This window comes from Clostridium sp. LY3-2 (assembly GCF_024705715.1).
Taxonomy (GTDB): Bacteria; Bacillota; Clostridia; order Clostridiales; family Clostridiaceae; genus Clostridium.
In genome coordinates, this window is record NZ_JAMDLQ010000032.1 from 52,936 (window position 1) to 68,835 (window position 15,900).

At 28.8% G+C, this 15,900-nt stretch carries 17 protein-coding genes; 2 read left to right on the forward strand and 15 right to left on the reverse strand.

What is annotated here, in order from left to right:
• The first annotated feature begins 4 nt into the window (after positions 1 to 4).
• Positions 5 to 1,603, forward strand: coding sequence for a recombinase family protein (locus M4I33_RS10740; protein WP_257916791.1), 1,599 nt, complete (start codon positions 5 to 7; stop codon positions 1,601 to 1,603).
• Here M4I33_RS10740 and M4I33_RS10745 read toward each other — a convergent pair.
• Complete coding sequence (locus M4I33_RS10745) at positions 1,509 to 2,546, reverse strand: YifB family Mg chelatase-like AAA ATPase (protein ID WP_257916792.1); 1,038 nt, start codon at positions 2,544 to 2,546, stop codon at positions 1,509 to 1,511. The two genes, M4I33_RS10740 and M4I33_RS10745, sit on opposite strands and share 95 nt — an antisense overlap.
• A 104-nt stretch (positions 2,547 to 2,650) precedes the next feature.
• Between M4I33_RS10745 and M4I33_RS10750 the strand changes: the two genes are divergently transcribed.
• Positions 2,651 to 3,016, forward strand: a complete 366-nt coding sequence (locus tag M4I33_RS10750) for a YraN family protein (protein ID WP_257916793.1) — start codon at positions 2,651 to 2,653, stop codon at positions 3,014 to 3,016.
• Between the two features lie 42 nt (positions 3,017 to 3,058).
• On the opposite strand, the gene M4I33_RS10755 is transcribed toward M4I33_RS10750, so the two are convergent.
• The 14 genes from M4I33_RS10755 to acpP all read right to left on the reverse strand — a co-directional run bounded on the left by M4I33_RS10755 (position 3,059) and on the right by acpP (position 15,868).
• Positions 3,059 to 3,877, reverse strand: a complete 819-nt coding sequence (locus M4I33_RS10755) for a ribonuclease HII (protein ID WP_257916795.1) — start codon at positions 3,875 to 3,877, stop codon at positions 3,059 to 3,061.
• A gap of 2 nt (positions 3,878 to 3,879) precedes the next feature.
• On the reverse strand, positions 3,880 to 4,728 hold the full coding sequence (gene ylqF / locus M4I33_RS10760) for a ribosome biogenesis GTPase YlqF (protein ID WP_257916796.1): 849 nt from the start codon (positions 4,726 to 4,728) through the stop codon (positions 3,880 to 3,882).
• A 216-nt stretch (positions 4,729 to 4,944) separates the two neighbouring features.
• Positions 4,945 to 5,295: a 50S ribosomal protein L19 gene (gene rplS, locus M4I33_RS10765; protein WP_194190499.1), complete on the reverse strand. Its 351-nt coding sequence runs from the start codon at positions 5,293 to 5,295 to the stop codon at positions 4,945 to 4,947.
• Between the two features lie 115 nt (positions 5,296 to 5,410).
• The gene (trmD, locus tag M4I33_RS10770) at positions 5,411 to 6,127 is read right to left on the reverse strand and encodes a tRNA (guanosine(37)-N1)-methyltransferase TrmD (protein WP_257916797.1); all 717 of its coding nucleotides are present in this window, start codon (positions 6,125 to 6,127) and stop codon (positions 5,411 to 5,413) included.
• Positions 6,117 to 6,614 carry a ribosome maturation factor RimM gene (rimM, locus tag M4I33_RS10775; RefSeq protein ID WP_257916798.1) on the reverse strand — a complete coding sequence of 166 codons (498 nt, stop codon included), beginning with the start codon at positions 6,612 to 6,614 and terminating at the stop codon, positions 6,117 to 6,119. Before rimM ends, trmD begins: the two co-directional genes overlap by 11 nt.
• A gap of 162 nt (positions 6,615 to 6,776) precedes the next feature.
• Complete coding sequence (locus M4I33_RS10780; protein ID WP_194190502.1) at positions 6,777 to 7,004, reverse strand: KH domain-containing protein; 228 nt, start codon at positions 7,002 to 7,004, stop codon at positions 6,777 to 6,779.
• 49 nt (positions 7,005 to 7,053) lie between these two features.
• The gene (rpsP, locus tag M4I33_RS10785; RefSeq protein ID WP_194190503.1) at positions 7,054 to 7,299 is read right to left on the reverse strand and encodes a 30S ribosomal protein S16; all 246 of its coding nucleotides are present in this window, start codon (positions 7,297 to 7,299) and stop codon (positions 7,054 to 7,056) included.
• Between the two features lie 35 nt (positions 7,300 to 7,334).
• Complete coding sequence (gene ffh / locus M4I33_RS10790) at positions 7,335 to 8,693, reverse strand: signal recognition particle protein (protein WP_257916799.1); 1,359 nt, start codon at positions 8,691 to 8,693, stop codon at positions 7,335 to 7,337.
• Between the two features lie 17 nt (positions 8,694 to 8,710).
• Positions 8,711 to 9,040, reverse strand: a complete 330-nt coding sequence (locus M4I33_RS10795; protein WP_194190505.1) for a putative DNA-binding protein — start codon at positions 9,038 to 9,040, stop codon at positions 8,711 to 8,713.
• Positions 9,041 to 9,133: 93 nt separating this feature from the next.
• Positions 9,134 to 10,048, reverse strand: a complete 915-nt coding sequence (gene ftsY, locus M4I33_RS10800) for a signal recognition particle-docking protein FtsY (protein ID WP_257916800.1) — start codon at positions 10,046 to 10,048, stop codon at positions 9,134 to 9,136.
• A 16-nt stretch (positions 10,049 to 10,064) separates the two neighbouring features.
• On the reverse strand, positions 10,065 to 13,619 hold the full coding sequence (smc, locus tag M4I33_RS10805) for a chromosome segregation protein SMC (protein ID WP_257916801.1): 3,555 nt from the start codon (positions 13,617 to 13,619) through the stop codon (positions 10,065 to 10,067).
• Between the two features lie 187 nt (positions 13,620 to 13,806).
• Positions 13,807 to 14,838, reverse strand: coding sequence for an elongator complex protein 3 (locus M4I33_RS10810; RefSeq protein ID WP_257916802.1), 1,032 nt, complete (start codon positions 14,836 to 14,838; stop codon positions 13,807 to 13,809).
• Entirely contained in the window at positions 14,831 to 15,529 is a 699-nt protein-coding gene (gene rnc, locus M4I33_RS10815; RefSeq protein ID WP_194190509.1) for a ribonuclease III, read from the reverse strand. The genes M4I33_RS10810 and rnc overlap by 8 nt, the downstream gene beginning before the upstream one ends.
• A 108-nt stretch (positions 15,530 to 15,637) precedes the next feature.
• Positions 15,638 to 15,868 carry an acyl carrier protein gene (gene acpP / locus M4I33_RS10820; RefSeq protein WP_194190510.1) on the reverse strand — a complete coding sequence of 77 codons (231 nt, stop codon included), beginning with the start codon at positions 15,866 to 15,868 and terminating at the stop codon, positions 15,638 to 15,640.
• Positions 15,869 to 15,900: the final 32 nt, after the last annotated feature.

Sequence of the window (15,900 nt, forward strand, 5' to 3'; positions counted from 1 at the left end):
ACCAATGAAAAAGATTGCTTTATATTGTAGAGTTAGTTCTGATGATCAAAAGGAAAGAGAAACAATTGAAAATCAAGTTGAAATTCTTAGAACATATGTTGATATGCATAATGATTTACAAATAACTTATGAATATTTAGATGATGGCGTTTCTGGAACTATAGCGTTTGAAAATAGACCTGCAGGAAACAAACTAATTACTGATGCTAAAATAGGTTTATTTGATTGTATACTAGTTTATAAAATAGATAGATTCGGTAGAGATACTTTAAGTGGACTAAGTGCTATAGAAACATTGAGAAAATACAATATTGAAATTATGAGTGTTACAGAACCGTTTGATCTAAACACTCCAACAGGTAGATTTCAATTCATCACTTATTTAAATATGGCTGAATTAGAACGAAATAATATATTAGACAGAATGTTTATAGGTGCTACTAGAGCGGCTAAGGCAGGAAAATGGTTGGGGGGAATTGTTCCATATGGATATATCGTAAATAAAGATGGATATTTAGAAATATGTGAAAAAGAAGCCGATGTTGTTAGAAAAATATATGATTTATATGTAAATGAAAAAATTGGATCATATAAAATAGCCTCTTATTTAAATTCTATAAAGATACCTTCCTCATGCGCTAGTGGAAAAGGTAAAAGAACAAAAAATGTAACCAACAAATGGCGTTCTAATAGTATAAGAAGAATTTTAAGCTCTAGTGTTTACAAAGGAACGCATATTTATGGTAAACGTGCTAGTAGGCGTACCGAAGTAATTGAAAGAAAGGTTCCTGCAATAATTGATTCCGATTTATGGAATCTTGCACAGGAACAGAAGAAAACTAATTCCAATGAATGCATAAGAAATAAAAAAACACGTGACTACTATTTGAGTGGATTAATAAAATGTAAGAGATGTGGTAAAAGCTATTACGGTATAAGTTATAAAAAATCCGCTTCAGTTTATGCATGCTCTGGGAAAAGATCTGAGATAAATAGATCAGATAACAATAAATGTGATAATCTAAATGTTAACTGTGATTATATCGAGGAAAACATTTGGACCTCTTGTGTAGAAATATTAAATTCGCGCAAGGATATAATTAAATATTATAAAAATAATAAGCTTTCAGCTTTTGAATCCATAGATTCAGATTTGGATAATGTTACTAATTCATTATCTAATCTATCGAAAGAAAAAGATAAAGTTATAAGCCTATACAAAAAAGAACTATTAACTGATGAAGAAATAGAGGTAGAATTAAAAAAAATAAAAAAAGAAAAACAGACTTTAAATGAATTGTATTCTACACTAAAACAAAAAAAAGACCTGTTTTTATCAGAAGATAAGACGGTTAACGATATAGAAACCAAGCTTGAATTATTTTACTCAAATTTGAATAATAAAGGTTTACGTTCTACTATTATAAAATTTTTAATAGATAAAATATTAATAGACTATGTAATACAAGATGGCAAGAAAGTTGTAGTAGTAGATGTGTACTACAACTTCAAACTTGATAATTGCACGGACAGGGATTTGAAGCTGCAATTAGCATCACTTTGCTTGGAAATTCTACTTTACTATTTAATCTATCTACTCTAACTTTTCCATCTTCAAGAGGAGACCTTAAAACTTCTAATGTCTCTCGTTTAAATTCTAAAATTTCATCTAAAAATAATATACCGTTATGGGCTAAAGTTATCTCTCCTGGCCTTACATCTTTTCCACCACCTATAAGAGAAGTTTTAGGGATTGTGTAATGAGGCGCTCTAAATGGTATATCAAAAATTTCGTCATCTTTTAAATTTCCACTTGCTGAATAAATCTTTAAAACTTCTAATTTTTCTTCATCAGATAATTTTGGCATAATACTTTTTGCAGCCCTTGCAAGCATGCTTTTACCTGCGCCTGGATTCCCATATAATAATATGTTGTGCCTTCCACTTACCGCTATTTGCAATGCTCTTTTTGATGTGTTTTGCCCTATTATTTCATCAATACTTAATCCATTTATTGTATCTAGATTTTCTACTTCTCCATTTTGGATAAAATTTATAGTGTCTTTTAAAGACGAAAAGCTATATTTAGTTCCTTCATTTATATAGTTCAATTCATATATATTTTCTCTTGGAATAATATAATTATTTATTCCTTTAGACATTCCTTCTAGCATAATTGGAATAGTTCCATTTATTCTATTTAAGTTACCATCTAAAGATAACTCACCAAATATAATAAACTCTTCTAAATTTATATTTTTTATTTGATTTGATTCCATGAGTATACCAAGTGCTATTGGTAAATCCAGAAGACTACCTATTTTTCTTATATCTGCAGGTGATAAATTTATAGTTATCCTACCTATTGGAAAATCATATCCAGAATTCAATACTGCAGATCGGACACGCTCTCTTGATTCTTTAACAGAGGTATCAGCAAGACCTACTATATTAAATGAAGGTAATCCAACACTTATATCTACTTCTACATTTATAATTACACTTTCTACTCCTATATTAGTTGCACTTTTTAATTTTATTGCCATTATTCTCACCTCTTTTTTCTAATTATTAACATCCTTAAAAATTTTAAACATTTACGCAATGTTTAAAAAATATTTTTAAGTTAATACTTAAAACGGTGATTAATATGAATTTAAATAAAGATATAGGTAAATATGGAGAATCCATTGCAAACTCTTACTTAAGAGACTTAGGGTTTTCTATACTTGAAGAAAATTTTAGAAACAGATTCGGAGAAATAGATATAATAGCAAATAAAAACAATCTATTAATTTTTGTAGAAGTTAAAACAAGATTTTCAAAAAACTATGGAACCCCATCAGAATCAGTTACTAAATCAAAACAACAAAATATTATAAAACTCTCTAAATACTTTTTGCTTAAAAAAAGAACTTTAAATTATTATATAAGGTATGATGTTATAGAAATCTTACTAAACTCAAAAGATGAAAATTATAAAATTACTCATATAGAAAATGCCTTTTACTCTTAAGTTTGTATTTTTGTGCACAAAAAAAGAGAGTAACTTAATCTGTTACTCTCTTAATATATTTGATAAAAAACTCATTCTATGAATCTTTGTAGGACCAAATTTTTTAATAGCTTCTATATGCTTACTCGCACCATATCCTACATTTTTAGAAAATCCGTATTCTGGATATTCCTTATCATATTCTTTCATTAAATTATCTCTATAAACTTTTGCAATTATTGATGCTGCTGCAATTGTTGCACTTTTTGCATCCCCTTTAATTACAAATTCATTTTTAATATCTATTCCTCTTATAGGGTACCCATCAGATAATACTATATCAGGTTTAACACAAAGACTATGTGTTGCTTCAATAAATAACGCATTATTACATACTGCGATGCCTCTAGAGTCTATTTCTTCGTTTGAAGCTTCTTTAATGCTATATGATATAGCTCTCTCTTTAATTATCTTTGATAGTTCTTCTCTCTTGCTTTCAGATAATCTTTTTGAATCATTTAGATAAAGAATTAAATCATCATCTAAAACATTTAAATCTAAAACTACTGAGGCAACTACAATAGGACCTGCTAAAGGACCTCTTCCAACTTCATCAACCCCAGCTAAGATTTTTCCATTTGAGCGTTCTTTATCGAATTCATACATAGATTTTACCCTAATAATTTCATCTTCTAATTTCTTTTTTTCTTTTAGTATTTTTTCACCTAAACTTTTAACATTTTTTCTTTTGTCTTCTAGAAGCTTATTTGATATTTGAATAGCCGTTTCACTTTTTAAATTAATGTTTAAATTTGAGAATGCCTCTTTTATTTTTGCAAAGCTTAACTTCTCTAAATCTAAATTTAAAAATTTATGTTCCATAGTTATTTCTTAGGTCTTTCTAGAGAAATATTACCTATTTTCCCTGCTCTAAATTCATCTAATAAAATAACCGCTATTCTGTTATAATCTATTTCTCCACCCTTCATTAAGCAACCTCTTTTTCTAGCTATTGCTTCCATTGTGTGAAGAGGGTCTTCATAAACTTCTTCTATTTTGTATCTTTCTTTAAGCATTTCTGGATAGAAAGTTTGTAATCTTTCAATTAATCTATAAGCTAAATCTTCTATATCCATTATTTCGTCTCTTATAGCACCAGTAAATGCTAAGTTTAATCCTGTTTCTTCGTCCTCGAATTTAGGCCATAAAACTCCTGGTGTATCTAACATTTCAGCATCCATAGCTGTTTTAATCCATTGTTTGTTCTTAGTAACACCTGGTCTATCTCCTGTTTTAGCTATTGTATTTTTAGCCATTTTATTTATAAATGTTGATTTACCTACGTTTGGTATACCAACTACCATAATTCTTGAAACTATTTTCTTTAAACCTTTAGCTCTTAATCTATCGTGTTTTTCCTTTAATAGTTCATTTAATGCAGGTTTTATTTTTTGAAGTCCTGAACCTTTTAAACAATTCACCTCTAAAACCATTGTATGATCATTACTTAAATGCTTCATCCATGCAGTATTTACAGCCTTTTCTGATAAATCGCTTTTGTTTAATAAGATTATTCTAGGTTTACTACCTACTAATTTATCAATATCAGGGTTTGCTGAGCTTTTAGGAATTCTTGAGTCTCTAATTTCAATTACTGCATCTACAAGTTTTAAGTTTTCTGAAATTTGTCTTTGAGTTCTCTTCATATGACCTGGAAACCAGTTAATTGCCATAATACATTACCTCCTAACGTTTTATATCATAATAGTAGATTTTTTCTACACATATATTTTTATTTTAAACTTTATAATCAAAAAATAGTTATCTAAAGAACCCTTTATTAAAATTTAAAAGGATTTATTTAAATACTAAATTTATGATAACTTTATTTACTTTGATACATATTAAAAAAAGGACTTAAATAATTAAGTCCCTTTTTCTATGGTTAATTATCTTGTGATTAATTCTTTAACCTTAGCAGCTTTACCTACTCTATCTCTTAAGTAGAATAATTTAGCTCTTCTTACTTTACCTCTTCTAGTGATTTCAATCTTCTCTATCATAGGTGCGCTCATTGGGAATGTTTTTTCAACTCCGCTTCCGAAAGCTACTCTTCTAACAGTGAAAGTTTCTCTTATTCCACCGTTTTGTTTTTTGATAACAGTTCCTTCAAAAACTTGAACTCTTTCTCTGTTACCTTCTTTGATTTTTTGGTGTACTTTTATAGTATCTCCAACGTTGAAGCTTGGTAAATCAGTTCTGATTTGCTCTTGCTCGATTGCTCTTATTAATTCGTTCATCGTGTATTCCTCCTAAAATTAAATTGACGCTCGTTCCGAAGCTTAAATCCAGAAGAGGAACGCCGGTACTAACACAAATGCTATTTTAACATAATAACACTTGTTTTGCAATGATTTATTCGCCAAATTTTTTAAGTATTTTCTTATCTTCTTTTGATAATTCAATGTTTTTATATAAATCTGGTCTTCTTTTTTTTGTAAGCTTTAAAGATTCGTATCTTCTCCACTTTCTTATGTTTTCATGATGTCCTGAAATTAAAACATCTGGAACCTTTTTTCCCTCAAAATCAAAAGGTCTTGTATACTGAGGATATTCTAAAAGTCCGTTAGAAAAAGATTCATCCATAAAACTTTCTTCTTTTCCTAAGACACCTTTTCTAAGCCTTAATATAGAATCAATAACAGGAATAGCTGCCATTTCACCACCTGTTAATATAAAATCTCCTAGAGATATCTCAAGGTCTATATGATCGTATATCCTTTCATCTAGCCCTTCATAATGCCCGCATAAAAAGATAAGTTCTTCCTCTTTTGCAAGTTCTAATCCCATTTCGTGATTAAAGGTTTTTCCTCTAGGACCTAAAAATATAACTTTACCTTTATTGTTTTCTTTGCAAGCTTTAATTGAATCTATTACAGGTTGTGGCGCCATTACCATTCCAGCCCCTCCACCATAAGGATAATCATCAACCTTTTTATGCTTGCTTAAAGTATAGTCTCTAATATTTAAACATTCAATTTTAACTAAGTTAGAATCTTTGGCTCTACCTATTATACTATGATTAAAAACATCAAACATCTCAGGAAAAAGAGTTAAAATGCTAATCTTCATCTTGCCATTCTCCAACAGGTCTTATAGTTATCTTTTCTTCATCTAAATCTATATCTAAAACTATGTCTTTTAATACTGGTATAAGAAGTTCTTTTGGCTTTCTTATCCAATACACATCATTATTTTTAGTTTCAATAATATCGTATATTTCACCTAGATCATTTCCTAAAGTATCAAATACGTGTATACCTATTAAATCTCTAACATAAAACTCATCTTCTTCTAATTCTGGTTCTTTATCTCTTGGGACTTCAATTATTTGATTTTTAAAAGTTTCAGCTTCTTCAATAGAATTAATTCCTTCAAGTTTTAAGATTACTCTATCTTTTTGAAATTTAACACTTTCTATTTTTCTTTCTTCACCTTTTATTATTATACTTTCATATCTTTTAAAGTTATTTACATCTTGAGTCATAGGGATTACTTTAAATTCACCTTTAAGCCCGTGTGTCTTTCCAACTTTACCTACCTTAAATAATTCTTCCATTCTTATCACCTCTATGTATTTAGCTTTTAATAAATCTATTATAACAGATATATCTATATATAATTATATCTGCTTATTTTAATTTTAAACTTATCCTATAATTAATAATTTATCTTAATATATTTATGTTAAAAATAAAAAGAGCTAGGACAGGCCTAACTCTTAAATAATTTCTACTACTACTCTTTTTTCTTCTTTTATTGCTGCAGCCTTTACTACTGTCCTTATAGCTTTCGCTATTTTACCTTGTTTACCGATAACTTTACCCATGTCTTCTGGATGAACCTTAAGTTCTAGTATTATTGAATTTTCACCTTGAATTTCATTAACACTAACGCTCTCTGGCTTATCAACAAGGGCCTTAGCTATCACTTGGACTAATTCTCTCATATAAGTGCCTGCAATTAACTAATTAACTGCAGAATTCACCTCCTAAAGATTACTTGTTTAGGCCTGCTCTTACGAAAAGTTTTTTAACAACATCAGTTGGTTGAGCACCATTTGACATCCATTTGTTAACTTTCTCTTCGTCAATTTTGATTTGAACTGGTTCTGAAACTGGATTGTAGTATCCAACCTCTTCGATGAATCTACCATCTCTTGGGCTTCTTGAATCAGCAACAACTACTCTGTAGAAAGGAGCTTTTTTAGCACCCATTCTTCTTAATCTTATTTTTACTGCCATGTTTATTTCACCTCCTTCAAAGGATAATGTTTATCTTAACTCATAAAAGGTAACTTACCAAATAATCCTTTTTTAGCTTTACCGCCAGTTAAAGATTTCATTTGTTTCATGTTTTTCTTCATCATTTCATAACCTTTAATAAGCTTATTAACTTCTTGAATTGTAGCACCTGAGCCCTTTGCTATTCTTTTCTTTCTTGAAGATGACCCAATAACTAAACTTGGATTTCTTCTTTCTTTTAAAGTCATAGAAAGGATTATTGCACGCATCTTTTCCATTTGCTTTTGACCTTGATCTAAATCTACTCCTTGAAGCTCTTTTGAATTAACTCCAGGTACCATTTCTAATAATTTATTTAAAGGTCCAAGCTTTTTCATTTGTTCCATTGCTGTTAGATAATCCTCAAAGTTTAAACCTTGATTCATCATCTTTTTAGTAAAGTCAGCTGCTTCATCTTCATCTATAGCTGATTGTGCCTTTTCAATAAGTGATAACACATCGCCCATCCCTAAAATTCTTGATGCCATTCTATCTGGGTGGAAGACTTCAAAATCACTCATCTTTTCACCAACACCAATGAATTTAATAGGTTTTTCAGTTATAGATCTTATTGAAAGTGCAGCACCACCTCTAGTGTCACCATCTAACTTAGTTAAGATAATTCCTGTTAAGTCTAAATCATTGTTAAATGATTCAGCTACGTTAACAGCATCTTGCCCAGTCATAGAATCTACTGTAAGTAAAATCTCTGATGGATTTACTGCTTCTTTTACATCTTTTAATTCGCCCATAAGACTTTCATCTATATGAAGTCTTCCGGCTGTATCTATAATAACTACGTTATTTCCATTATCTTTTGCATGTTTTACACCGGCTTTAGCTATATCTACAGCTTTAACTTTATCTCCCATTTGGAAAACAGGTATATCTATTTGTTTACCTACAACTTCTAATTGCTTAATCGCTGCTGGTCTGTAAATATCACATGCTACTAAAAGTGGTTTTTTATTATTCTTTCTAAGGTTTGACGCAAGCTTACCACACATAGTTGTTTTACCTGCCCCTTGAAGTCCAACTAACATAATAACTGTTAATCCAGAACTTGAATAATTAATTTTACTTTCTGTACCACCCATAAGTTCAGTAAGTTCATCGTTAACTATTTTAATAACTTGTTGCCCTGGTGTCAAGCTGTCTAAAACATCACTTCCTACACACTTAGAACTAACACTTTTAATAAAAGTTTTTACAACTTTATAGTTAACATCAGCTTCTAAAAGAGCTAATTTTACTTCCCTCATAGCCTCTTTTATATCTTTTTCATTAAGCTTCCCTTTACCTTTTAATTTTTTAAAAGTATTCTGAAGCTTTTCTGATAATCCTTCAAAAGCCATTTTAAACCTCCTATATTTTATAAATCTTCTAAGTTTTCTATAAGCATATCACAATCTTCATCACTTATAGAATACTTTTCTTTTAAATTTTTTACAAGATTTATAATTTTTTCTTCTCGATTTAAGCTCTTTTGAAGTAAGTTTAATTTGCTTTCATAGGATAAAAGCTGTTTATCGCATCTTTTTATTAAGTCATGAATTGCTTGACGACTTGTTTTATTAAGCTCAGCAATCTCTGCTAGCGATAAATCTTCATCGTAATACATTTCCATAACGTTTATTTGCTTTTCGGTAAGTAACGGCTTGTATAAATCCGCTAATAACGAAAACTCAACCCTATCGTCCATATTAATCACCTTACCCACAAAAGAGATTTTAACAGATATAAATATTAGTGTCAAGTATTTTTACTTAACACCATAAATTTTATTTTTAATAAGTTAAATTAATGCTTCAGCAAAACTTTCTGCATCAAATTTTTGTAAATCATCAATACCTTCTCCAACCCCTATATATTTTACAGGGATATTTAAACTTTGTTTAATTGAAATTACAACTCCACCCTTTGCAGTACCATCTAATTTAGTTAAAATGATTCCGTCGATTGGGCAAGCCTCCATAAATTGCTTAGCTTGAACAACTGCATTTTGACCTGTTGTTCCATCTAAAACTAAAAGAGTTTGCTTTTTAGCGTCTTCATATTCTCTATCTATTATTCTATTAATTTTTTCAAGTTCATTCATTAAATTCTTTTTGTTATTAAGTCTTCCTGCTGTATCACATATTAATAAATCTACATTTCTTGCCCTTGAGGCTTTAACTGCATCAAAAACTACTGCTGCTGGATCTGAACCTTCACTTTGCCTTACTATATCAACACCAGCTCTTTCGCTCCAAACCTCTAATTGGTCTATTGCAGCTGCTCTAAAAGTATCTGCTGCAGCTAGAAGTACTTTTTTGCCTTCAGCTTTATTTTTAGCTGCAAGTTTACCTATTGAAGTTGTTTTACCTACACCATTTACTCCAATAACTAGCATAACTTCTTTTTGACCTTCTATTATTTCCTCTTCATTATCTCCTTCAAGAAGCATATCTCTTATAACTTCTTTAAGTGCAGGTTTAACCATTTGAGGGTCATTTATTTTTTCTTTTCTTATCTTCGCTTTTAATCTATCTATAATTTCTAAAGTTGTATCCATCCCTATATCAGATGTTATAAGGATTTCTTCAAGTTCCTCATATAAATCATCATCTATAGTAACAGCTAAATTTAATGCTTCATTAATTTTATCTGTTAAATTATCTCTTGTTTTAGTAAGTCCTGTTTTTAATTTATCAAATAATTTTCCAAACATAAGTATTCCTCCAAGTCTATTTATTTAAATCTACAGATACTATTTTTGAAATTCCCTTTTCTTCCATAGTAACACCATACATAACATCACTAACTTCCATAGTTCCTTTTCTGTGTGTAATTACTATAAATTGACTGTTGTTTGAGAATTTCTTTAAAAATTCTGCGTATCTATATACATTTGCATCATCTAATGCAGCTTCAATTTCATCTAATATACAAAAAGGAGTAGGCTTCATTTTTAGTATAGCAAATAATAGTGCTATAGCAGATAATACTTTTTCTCCACCAGACATTAGATTTATGTTTTGTAGTTTCTTTCCTGGCGGTTCTACATTAATGTGAATTTCAGATGTAAGTTCATCACCTTCACCTAATATAAGTTCTGCATTTCCACCTTTAAATAATTCTTTAAAAGTCTCTTTAAAGTTAGAGTTTATTATTTTAAAGTTTTCTTTAAATAACTTTCTCATAGTAGAAGTCATTTCTTCTATAACTTTTTCTAAGTCTTCTTTAGCTTTTTTTAAGTCCTCTTCTTCAGAACTCATAAATTCATATTTTTCTTTAACTTCTTCATATTCTTCTATAGATGCTAAATTAACTGTTCCAAGTGCTGAAATTCTCCTTTTTATAGAGGTTATTTCTTCTTTGAATTTTGTTAAATCAGTAATTTCTATAGCAAGTTCTTCTGCTTCTGCAATTGTTAATTCTAGTTCTTCATTAAGCTTTTTAAGATGATTATCTTTTTCAACATCACATTTTGCCTTATTAATTTCTCTTTTAGAAAGTTCAAATTCTTCTTTTGTGATGATTTCTCTAACATCATTTATTATACTATCTATTTTTTTAAATTCATCTTTTAATGATATCTTTCTTACTTCATCTTCTTTAAATATTATATCTAATTCTTCTATTCTTTTGTTAAAAGATATTATTTCATCTTCTTTTATTTTAACATTTGATTTTGATTCTTCAATTCCTTTTAAACTTATATCATTTTCTTCTGATAGCTTAAGTTCTTTTTCATCACACTCTTCTTTTTCTCTATCTTTTCTGTTTAATTCTTCTTTGATACTCTTTAAATTTCCATCTAAAGATGCATTTTCTATTCTAAGTTCTGTTAAATTTGACTTTAACAATTCACTAGCTTCTTTTTCTTTTATGAATAATTTTTGTAATTCTACTTCTCTTTCTTTGTTAGATGTATTGATTATATCAAATTCTAATAAACTATTTTCTGTTTTTTTAAGTTCTTTATTTAAAGTATCGATCTTTTCTAAAACATTATTCTTTTCAATAGTTTCTTTATTTAAACCTTTATTTAAATTATCTAATTCGTTTTTTACATTTAGTAATTTATTTTTATTTGTAGCAAGTTCGATTTTTAGCCCATGGGCTTTATCTGTTAAATTTAATATATCTTCATCTAATTTTTTTCTTTCATCTTTTAGAGATTTAACTTCTTCTTCTAAATAGATTAAATTATCTTTTAAAGAATGAAGTTTTTCTTTTATTTCTTCAATTTCTCTTTTTCTACTAAGTATACTTGAGGTTTTACCTTTAATGCTTCCACCAGTTAACGCACCACCTGAGTTTAAAACTTCACCTTCAAGTGTAACAATTTTGAATTTATAAGAAGTAAGTTTTGCTATTTTAAAAGCTGAATCCATATCTTTTGCAATTATTGTTCTACCTAGTGCATAATCTATAACTTTTCTATACTTTTCATCAAAAGAAACTATTTCTGAACCAATACCAATATATCCATCAGTATTTATTACTCTATTATCAAGAACTAATTTCTTTCCACTAATAATATTTAAAGGTAAGAATGTTAATCTTCCAAGCCTTTCGCTTTTAAGGTAATTTACTAATCTTTTAGCTAAAATATCATCTTCTGTAATTACGTTTGAAATTGCACCACCTAGTGTAGTTTCAATTGCCTTTTCGTATTCTTTTGAAACTTCAAAAACTTCTCCTAAAACTTTTATACCACTACAACCTTTAATAAGACCTTTATAGACTCTATCCATAAGATTTTTTAAAGATCTATTATAGCCTTCGTATTGATTTTCTAAATCTTTTAACATAGTCTTGTTAGCTTCTAACTTACTAATATTTATACTAAGGCCTCTTAAATCAGTCTCTTTTTTAGTTATTTTTGTATTTATATCTTTTAAGTTATTTTTCTTTAAAATTGCTTCTTCTCTAAGCTTTTCTAAATTTTCCTCAGAAGATTTAACACTTAAATTTAAGCTGTTAATCGTAGACTTATTTATTCCTATATTATTTAAGATTGTAGCTATATTTTTTTCTATTCTTTCTTTTCCTTCAAAACTAGATTTTAATTCTGCACGAATTTTAGTTATTTTATTATTAACCTCAGAATTTCCTTTTAGAATTTCAAATCTACTTTTTTGAATTGAAGTTATCTCGTCTTGAATTTCACTAAGTCTTTTTAAAAGCACACCGTTTGCTTCTTCAACTTTTGAAATTTCGATTTTCTTTTCATCTATTTCTTTTTTCTTATTTTCTAGTTCTTTTAATAGAGATGATTTTTCTTTATCTATTTCTTTTAATTTCGAACTAATATTATATTGTTCGTATTTATTTTTTTCTAAAACATCATTAAAATGCTTTATTCTCTCATTAAATAACTGAATATCGCTTTTAGATTTAGTTATTCCTTCTTTTTTAGTATAATATTCTAATTTTTTTTCTGTAGTATCACTTTCTAGAGTTTCAAGTTTTTCCTCAATAATTTTTAACTTTTCTCTTTCACTTTGTAAGTCTTCTCTTTTTTTATTTAAAGAATCCTCTCTATCTTTTATGTCTTCATTAAATTTATTAAGTTCTTCTTCTAATAATTTAATATTATGTAAAATTAATGATACTTCTTTTTCTTTTAAGTTTCCTGATAAATCATTAAACTTAATAGCTTTTTCGCATTCAACTCTTAAAGGTTCTAATCTTTCCTCGTATGTAGATATAATATCTCTTATACGAACTAGATTATCATCTGTATTTTGAAGCTTTCTTTCTGATTCATTTTTTCTAACTTTATATTTTACTATACCTGAAGCCTCTTCTAAAAGGCCTCTTCTATCTTCTGCTTTTCCACTTAAAATAGCTTCAATTTTACCTTGTCCTATAAGGGAATAACCTTCTTTTCCTATTCCTGTATCTAAAAATAGGTTAGTTATATCTTTTAATCTGCATTTAGTATTATTAATTAAATATTCTGACTCCCCTGATCTAAATATTCTCCTTGATACTACAACTTCATTATATTCAGTTTGAAGCCCTCCATCTGAGTTATCAAGAGTAAGGGACACTTGTGCTAAACCAAGCGGTTTTCTATATTGAGTACCTGAAAAAATAACATCTTCCATCTTGCCGCCTCTAAGAGTCTTTATACTTTGTTCTCCAAGTACCCATCTTACGGCATCTGAAATGTTACTTTTCCCACTACCATTTGGTCCAACTACTGCTGTGACTCCAGGTTTAAATTTTAATTCTGTCTTATCTGCAAATGATTTAAACCCTCTAACTTCTAAAGATTTTAAAAACAAATGTTCCACTCCTTACAACTATAAAAATATTGGTATTAACGTTATTAAAAATGCTATTACCATAAATACAGCAATTGCTACTTGTAATTTCTCTCTAGTCTTCCTTTTCACTATTATCACCTCTATTAAAAGTTTATTATAATTTTACTAAAAGGTAAAGGAAAACGAGGGTTTCCCCCCGCTTTCTTTAATATATTCTAATTATTTTTTCGAATTTGTTATTAGTAAGTTTAAATGTACCTCTCTTTATTTCAGAAGACATTATAACCTTAACATTATAACCTTCCTCTTTTAAAGTATTAAAATACATTTTTTTATTTGCATAAAGCTTACTTATATCTTTCTCATTGATAAGTATTTCATAAACATCTTTTTTATGAATATTACTTTTTATATTTTGAATAGTTATATTACTACTTACTAGTTCTCTAAAAGCTGGATGGAAAGGTCCTGATATTATATCGCAACCTTCATTAATCGCATCTGTTGGCTGAAGACCAACTCTTATAACGTTAATATTCGCCTCATCGTATAATTTAAACACTTCAGAGCTAACTAAAACAGCTTCTTCTAGAGTGTATGGAATATATTCTCCTCTACTATACATAATTTCCATAGGAGTATCTTTAATTACTAAAGATGGGTATATTCTAACTATTTCTGGTTCCATTTCTATTGATTCTTTTGCACTTAAGATATCTTTTTCTCTTGTGCTTTTTGGAAGTCCTGGCATTAGCTGATGTCCTAAAGTAATTTCAAACTCTTTTATAAGTTTAGAAGCTCTTTTTGCATCTTCTTTAGAATGTCCTCTTCCAGCTGCTATTAAAACTTCATCGTCTAGAGACTGAATACCGAGTTCTATTATATCTACAGAATATTCTTTTAAGTAAGATAAAATATATTCATCAATATAATCTGGTCTTGTAGACATTCTGATTTTATTTATGATACCTTTATCTTTGTATCTTTTTGCTACACTTAGTAATTCTCTTTGCTTTTTTTCTGGTATTGCTGTAAAAGTACCTCCAAAGAAAGAAACTTCTATGGTAGCATCTTTATTTTCTATAGTTTCATAATACTCTTTAATTATCTCTTCAGCTTTATTAGCATCTACTCTATCTTTTACTCCTGTTATCCTGTCCTGATTGCAAAAAACACAATTATGAGGACAACCTTCATGAGGTACAAAGATAGGTATTATATAGTGGTTTTTACTCATTTACTACCTCCAGTTTAATAAGAGCTTTTTTAGCTGCTCTTTGCTCTGCTTCTTTCTTTGAGTAACCTTCACCTTCGCCCATTATTTCATCGTTAATTGAAACAACTGTATAGAATTTTCTTCTATGTGGTGGACCTTCATGCTTTACTAATTCGTAGTTTATGTTAACCTCACCGTTTTGTTGTAAATACTCTTGAAGCTTTGTCTTAAAGTCTAAGATAATCTTATTATCTATAGCTTTATTCATAATAGATGCGAAGTGTTTTAAAATAAAATCTCTAGTAAATTCAAAGCCTTTATCTAAATAAATGGCTGCAATAACTGCTTCTACGGCATCTGCTTGAATTGAGACTCTATTTCTACCTCCTGTAAGTTCTTCACCTCTACTCATTCTAATATATTCGCCTAAGTTCATTTCTTTCGCTACTTCATATAATGAGTTTTCGCAAACAATAAGGCTTCTTATCTTTGTAAGTTCACCTTCTGATTTCTCTTTATAATTTTTATATAAATACTCAGTTACACAAAGCTGCAATACTGAGTCTCCTAAAAATTCTAATCTTTCATTATACTCTGAGTCCTTATGCTGATTTGCAAAAGAACTATGAGTTAGAGCAACTTTCAAATAACTTAGATTGGTAAAATTTAAGCCAAGCTTTGACTCAATCTCTCTTAATTTAAGTTTATACATTTTTTACACTCCTCTAAGTTTATTCTTCAATCTGCTAAAATAACAAATTCAAGAATAAACTATCTAAAATTAGACGTAAAAATCCCGCAACTTATTTGCGGGATTTTACTATTCTTCAACATGATTTTTTACGTAGCTAACTACATCGCCAACTGTCTTAAATCCCTCAACGTCTTCATCTGGAATTTCCATATCTAGTTCATCTTCTAATGCCATTATAAGTTCAACTATATCTAATGAATCAGCATTAAGGTCATCTATAAATGAAGATTCTAATGTAATTTCATCAGTATCTATGCTTAATTTTTCTGAAATTATTTCTTGAATTTTTTCAAACATCTGTATTCACCTCCTATACCTTCACTTAGATA

What these genes read in the sequence shown, in the direction of transcription:
- M4I33_RS10740 (WP_257916791.1), top strand. Translation starts at nt 5, where the DNA reads ATGAAAAAGATTGCTTTATATTGTAGAGTTAGTTCTGATGATCAAAAG.
- M4I33_RS10745 (WP_257916792.1), bottom strand. Translation starts at nt 2,546, where the DNA reads ATGGCAATAAAATTAAAAAGTGCAACTAATATAGGAGTAGAAAGTGTA.
- M4I33_RS10750 (WP_257916793.1), top strand. Translation starts at nt 2,651, where the DNA reads ATGAATTTAAATAAAGATATAGGTAAATATGGAGAATCCATTGCAAAC.
- M4I33_RS10755 (WP_257916795.1), bottom strand. Translation starts at nt 3,877, where the DNA reads ATGGAACATAAATTTTTAAATTTAGATTTAGAGAAGTTAAGCTTTGCA.
- ylqF (WP_257916796.1), bottom strand. Translation starts at nt 4,728, where the DNA reads ATGGCAATTAACTGGTTTCCAGGTCATATGAAGAGAACTCAAAGACAA.
- rplS (WP_194190499.1), bottom strand. Translation starts at nt 5,295, where the DNA reads ATGAACGAATTAATAAGAGCAATCGAGCAAGAGCAAATCAGAACTGAT.
- trmD (WP_257916797.1), bottom strand. Translation starts at nt 6,127, where the DNA reads ATGAAGATTAGCATTTTAACTCTTTTTCCTGAGATGTTTGATGTTTTT.
- rimM (WP_257916798.1), bottom strand. Translation starts at nt 6,614, where the DNA reads ATGGAAGAATTATTTAAGGTAGGTAAAGTTGGAAAGACACACGGGCTT.
- M4I33_RS10780 (WP_194190502.1), bottom strand. Translation starts at nt 7,004, where the DNA reads ATGAGAGAATTAGTCCAAGTGATAGCTAAGGCCCTTGTTGATAAGCCA.
- rpsP (WP_194190503.1), bottom strand. Translation starts at nt 7,299, where the DNA reads ATGGCAGTAAAAATAAGATTAAGAAGAATGGGTGCTAAAAAAGCTCCT.
- ffh (WP_257916799.1), bottom strand. Translation starts at nt 8,693, where the DNA reads ATGGCTTTTGAAGGATTATCAGAAAAGCTTCAGAATACTTTTAAAAAA.
- M4I33_RS10795 (WP_194190505.1), bottom strand. Translation starts at nt 9,040, where the DNA reads ATGGACGATAGGGTTGAGTTTTCGTTATTAGCGGATTTATACAAGCCG.
- ftsY (WP_257916800.1), bottom strand. Translation starts at nt 10,048, where the DNA reads ATGTTTGGAAAATTATTTGATAAATTAAAAACAGGACTTACTAAAACA.
- M4I33_RS10810 (WP_257916802.1), bottom strand. Translation starts at nt 14,838, where the DNA reads ATGAGTAAAAACCACTATATAATACCTATCTTTGTACCTCATGAAGGT.
- rnc (WP_194190509.1), bottom strand. Translation starts at nt 15,529, where the DNA reads ATGTATAAACTTAAATTAAGAGAGATTGAGTCAAAGCTTGGCTTAAAT.
- acpP (WP_194190510.1), bottom strand. Translation starts at nt 15,868, where the DNA reads ATGTTTGAAAAAATTCAAGAAATAATTTCAGAAAAATTAAGCATAGAT.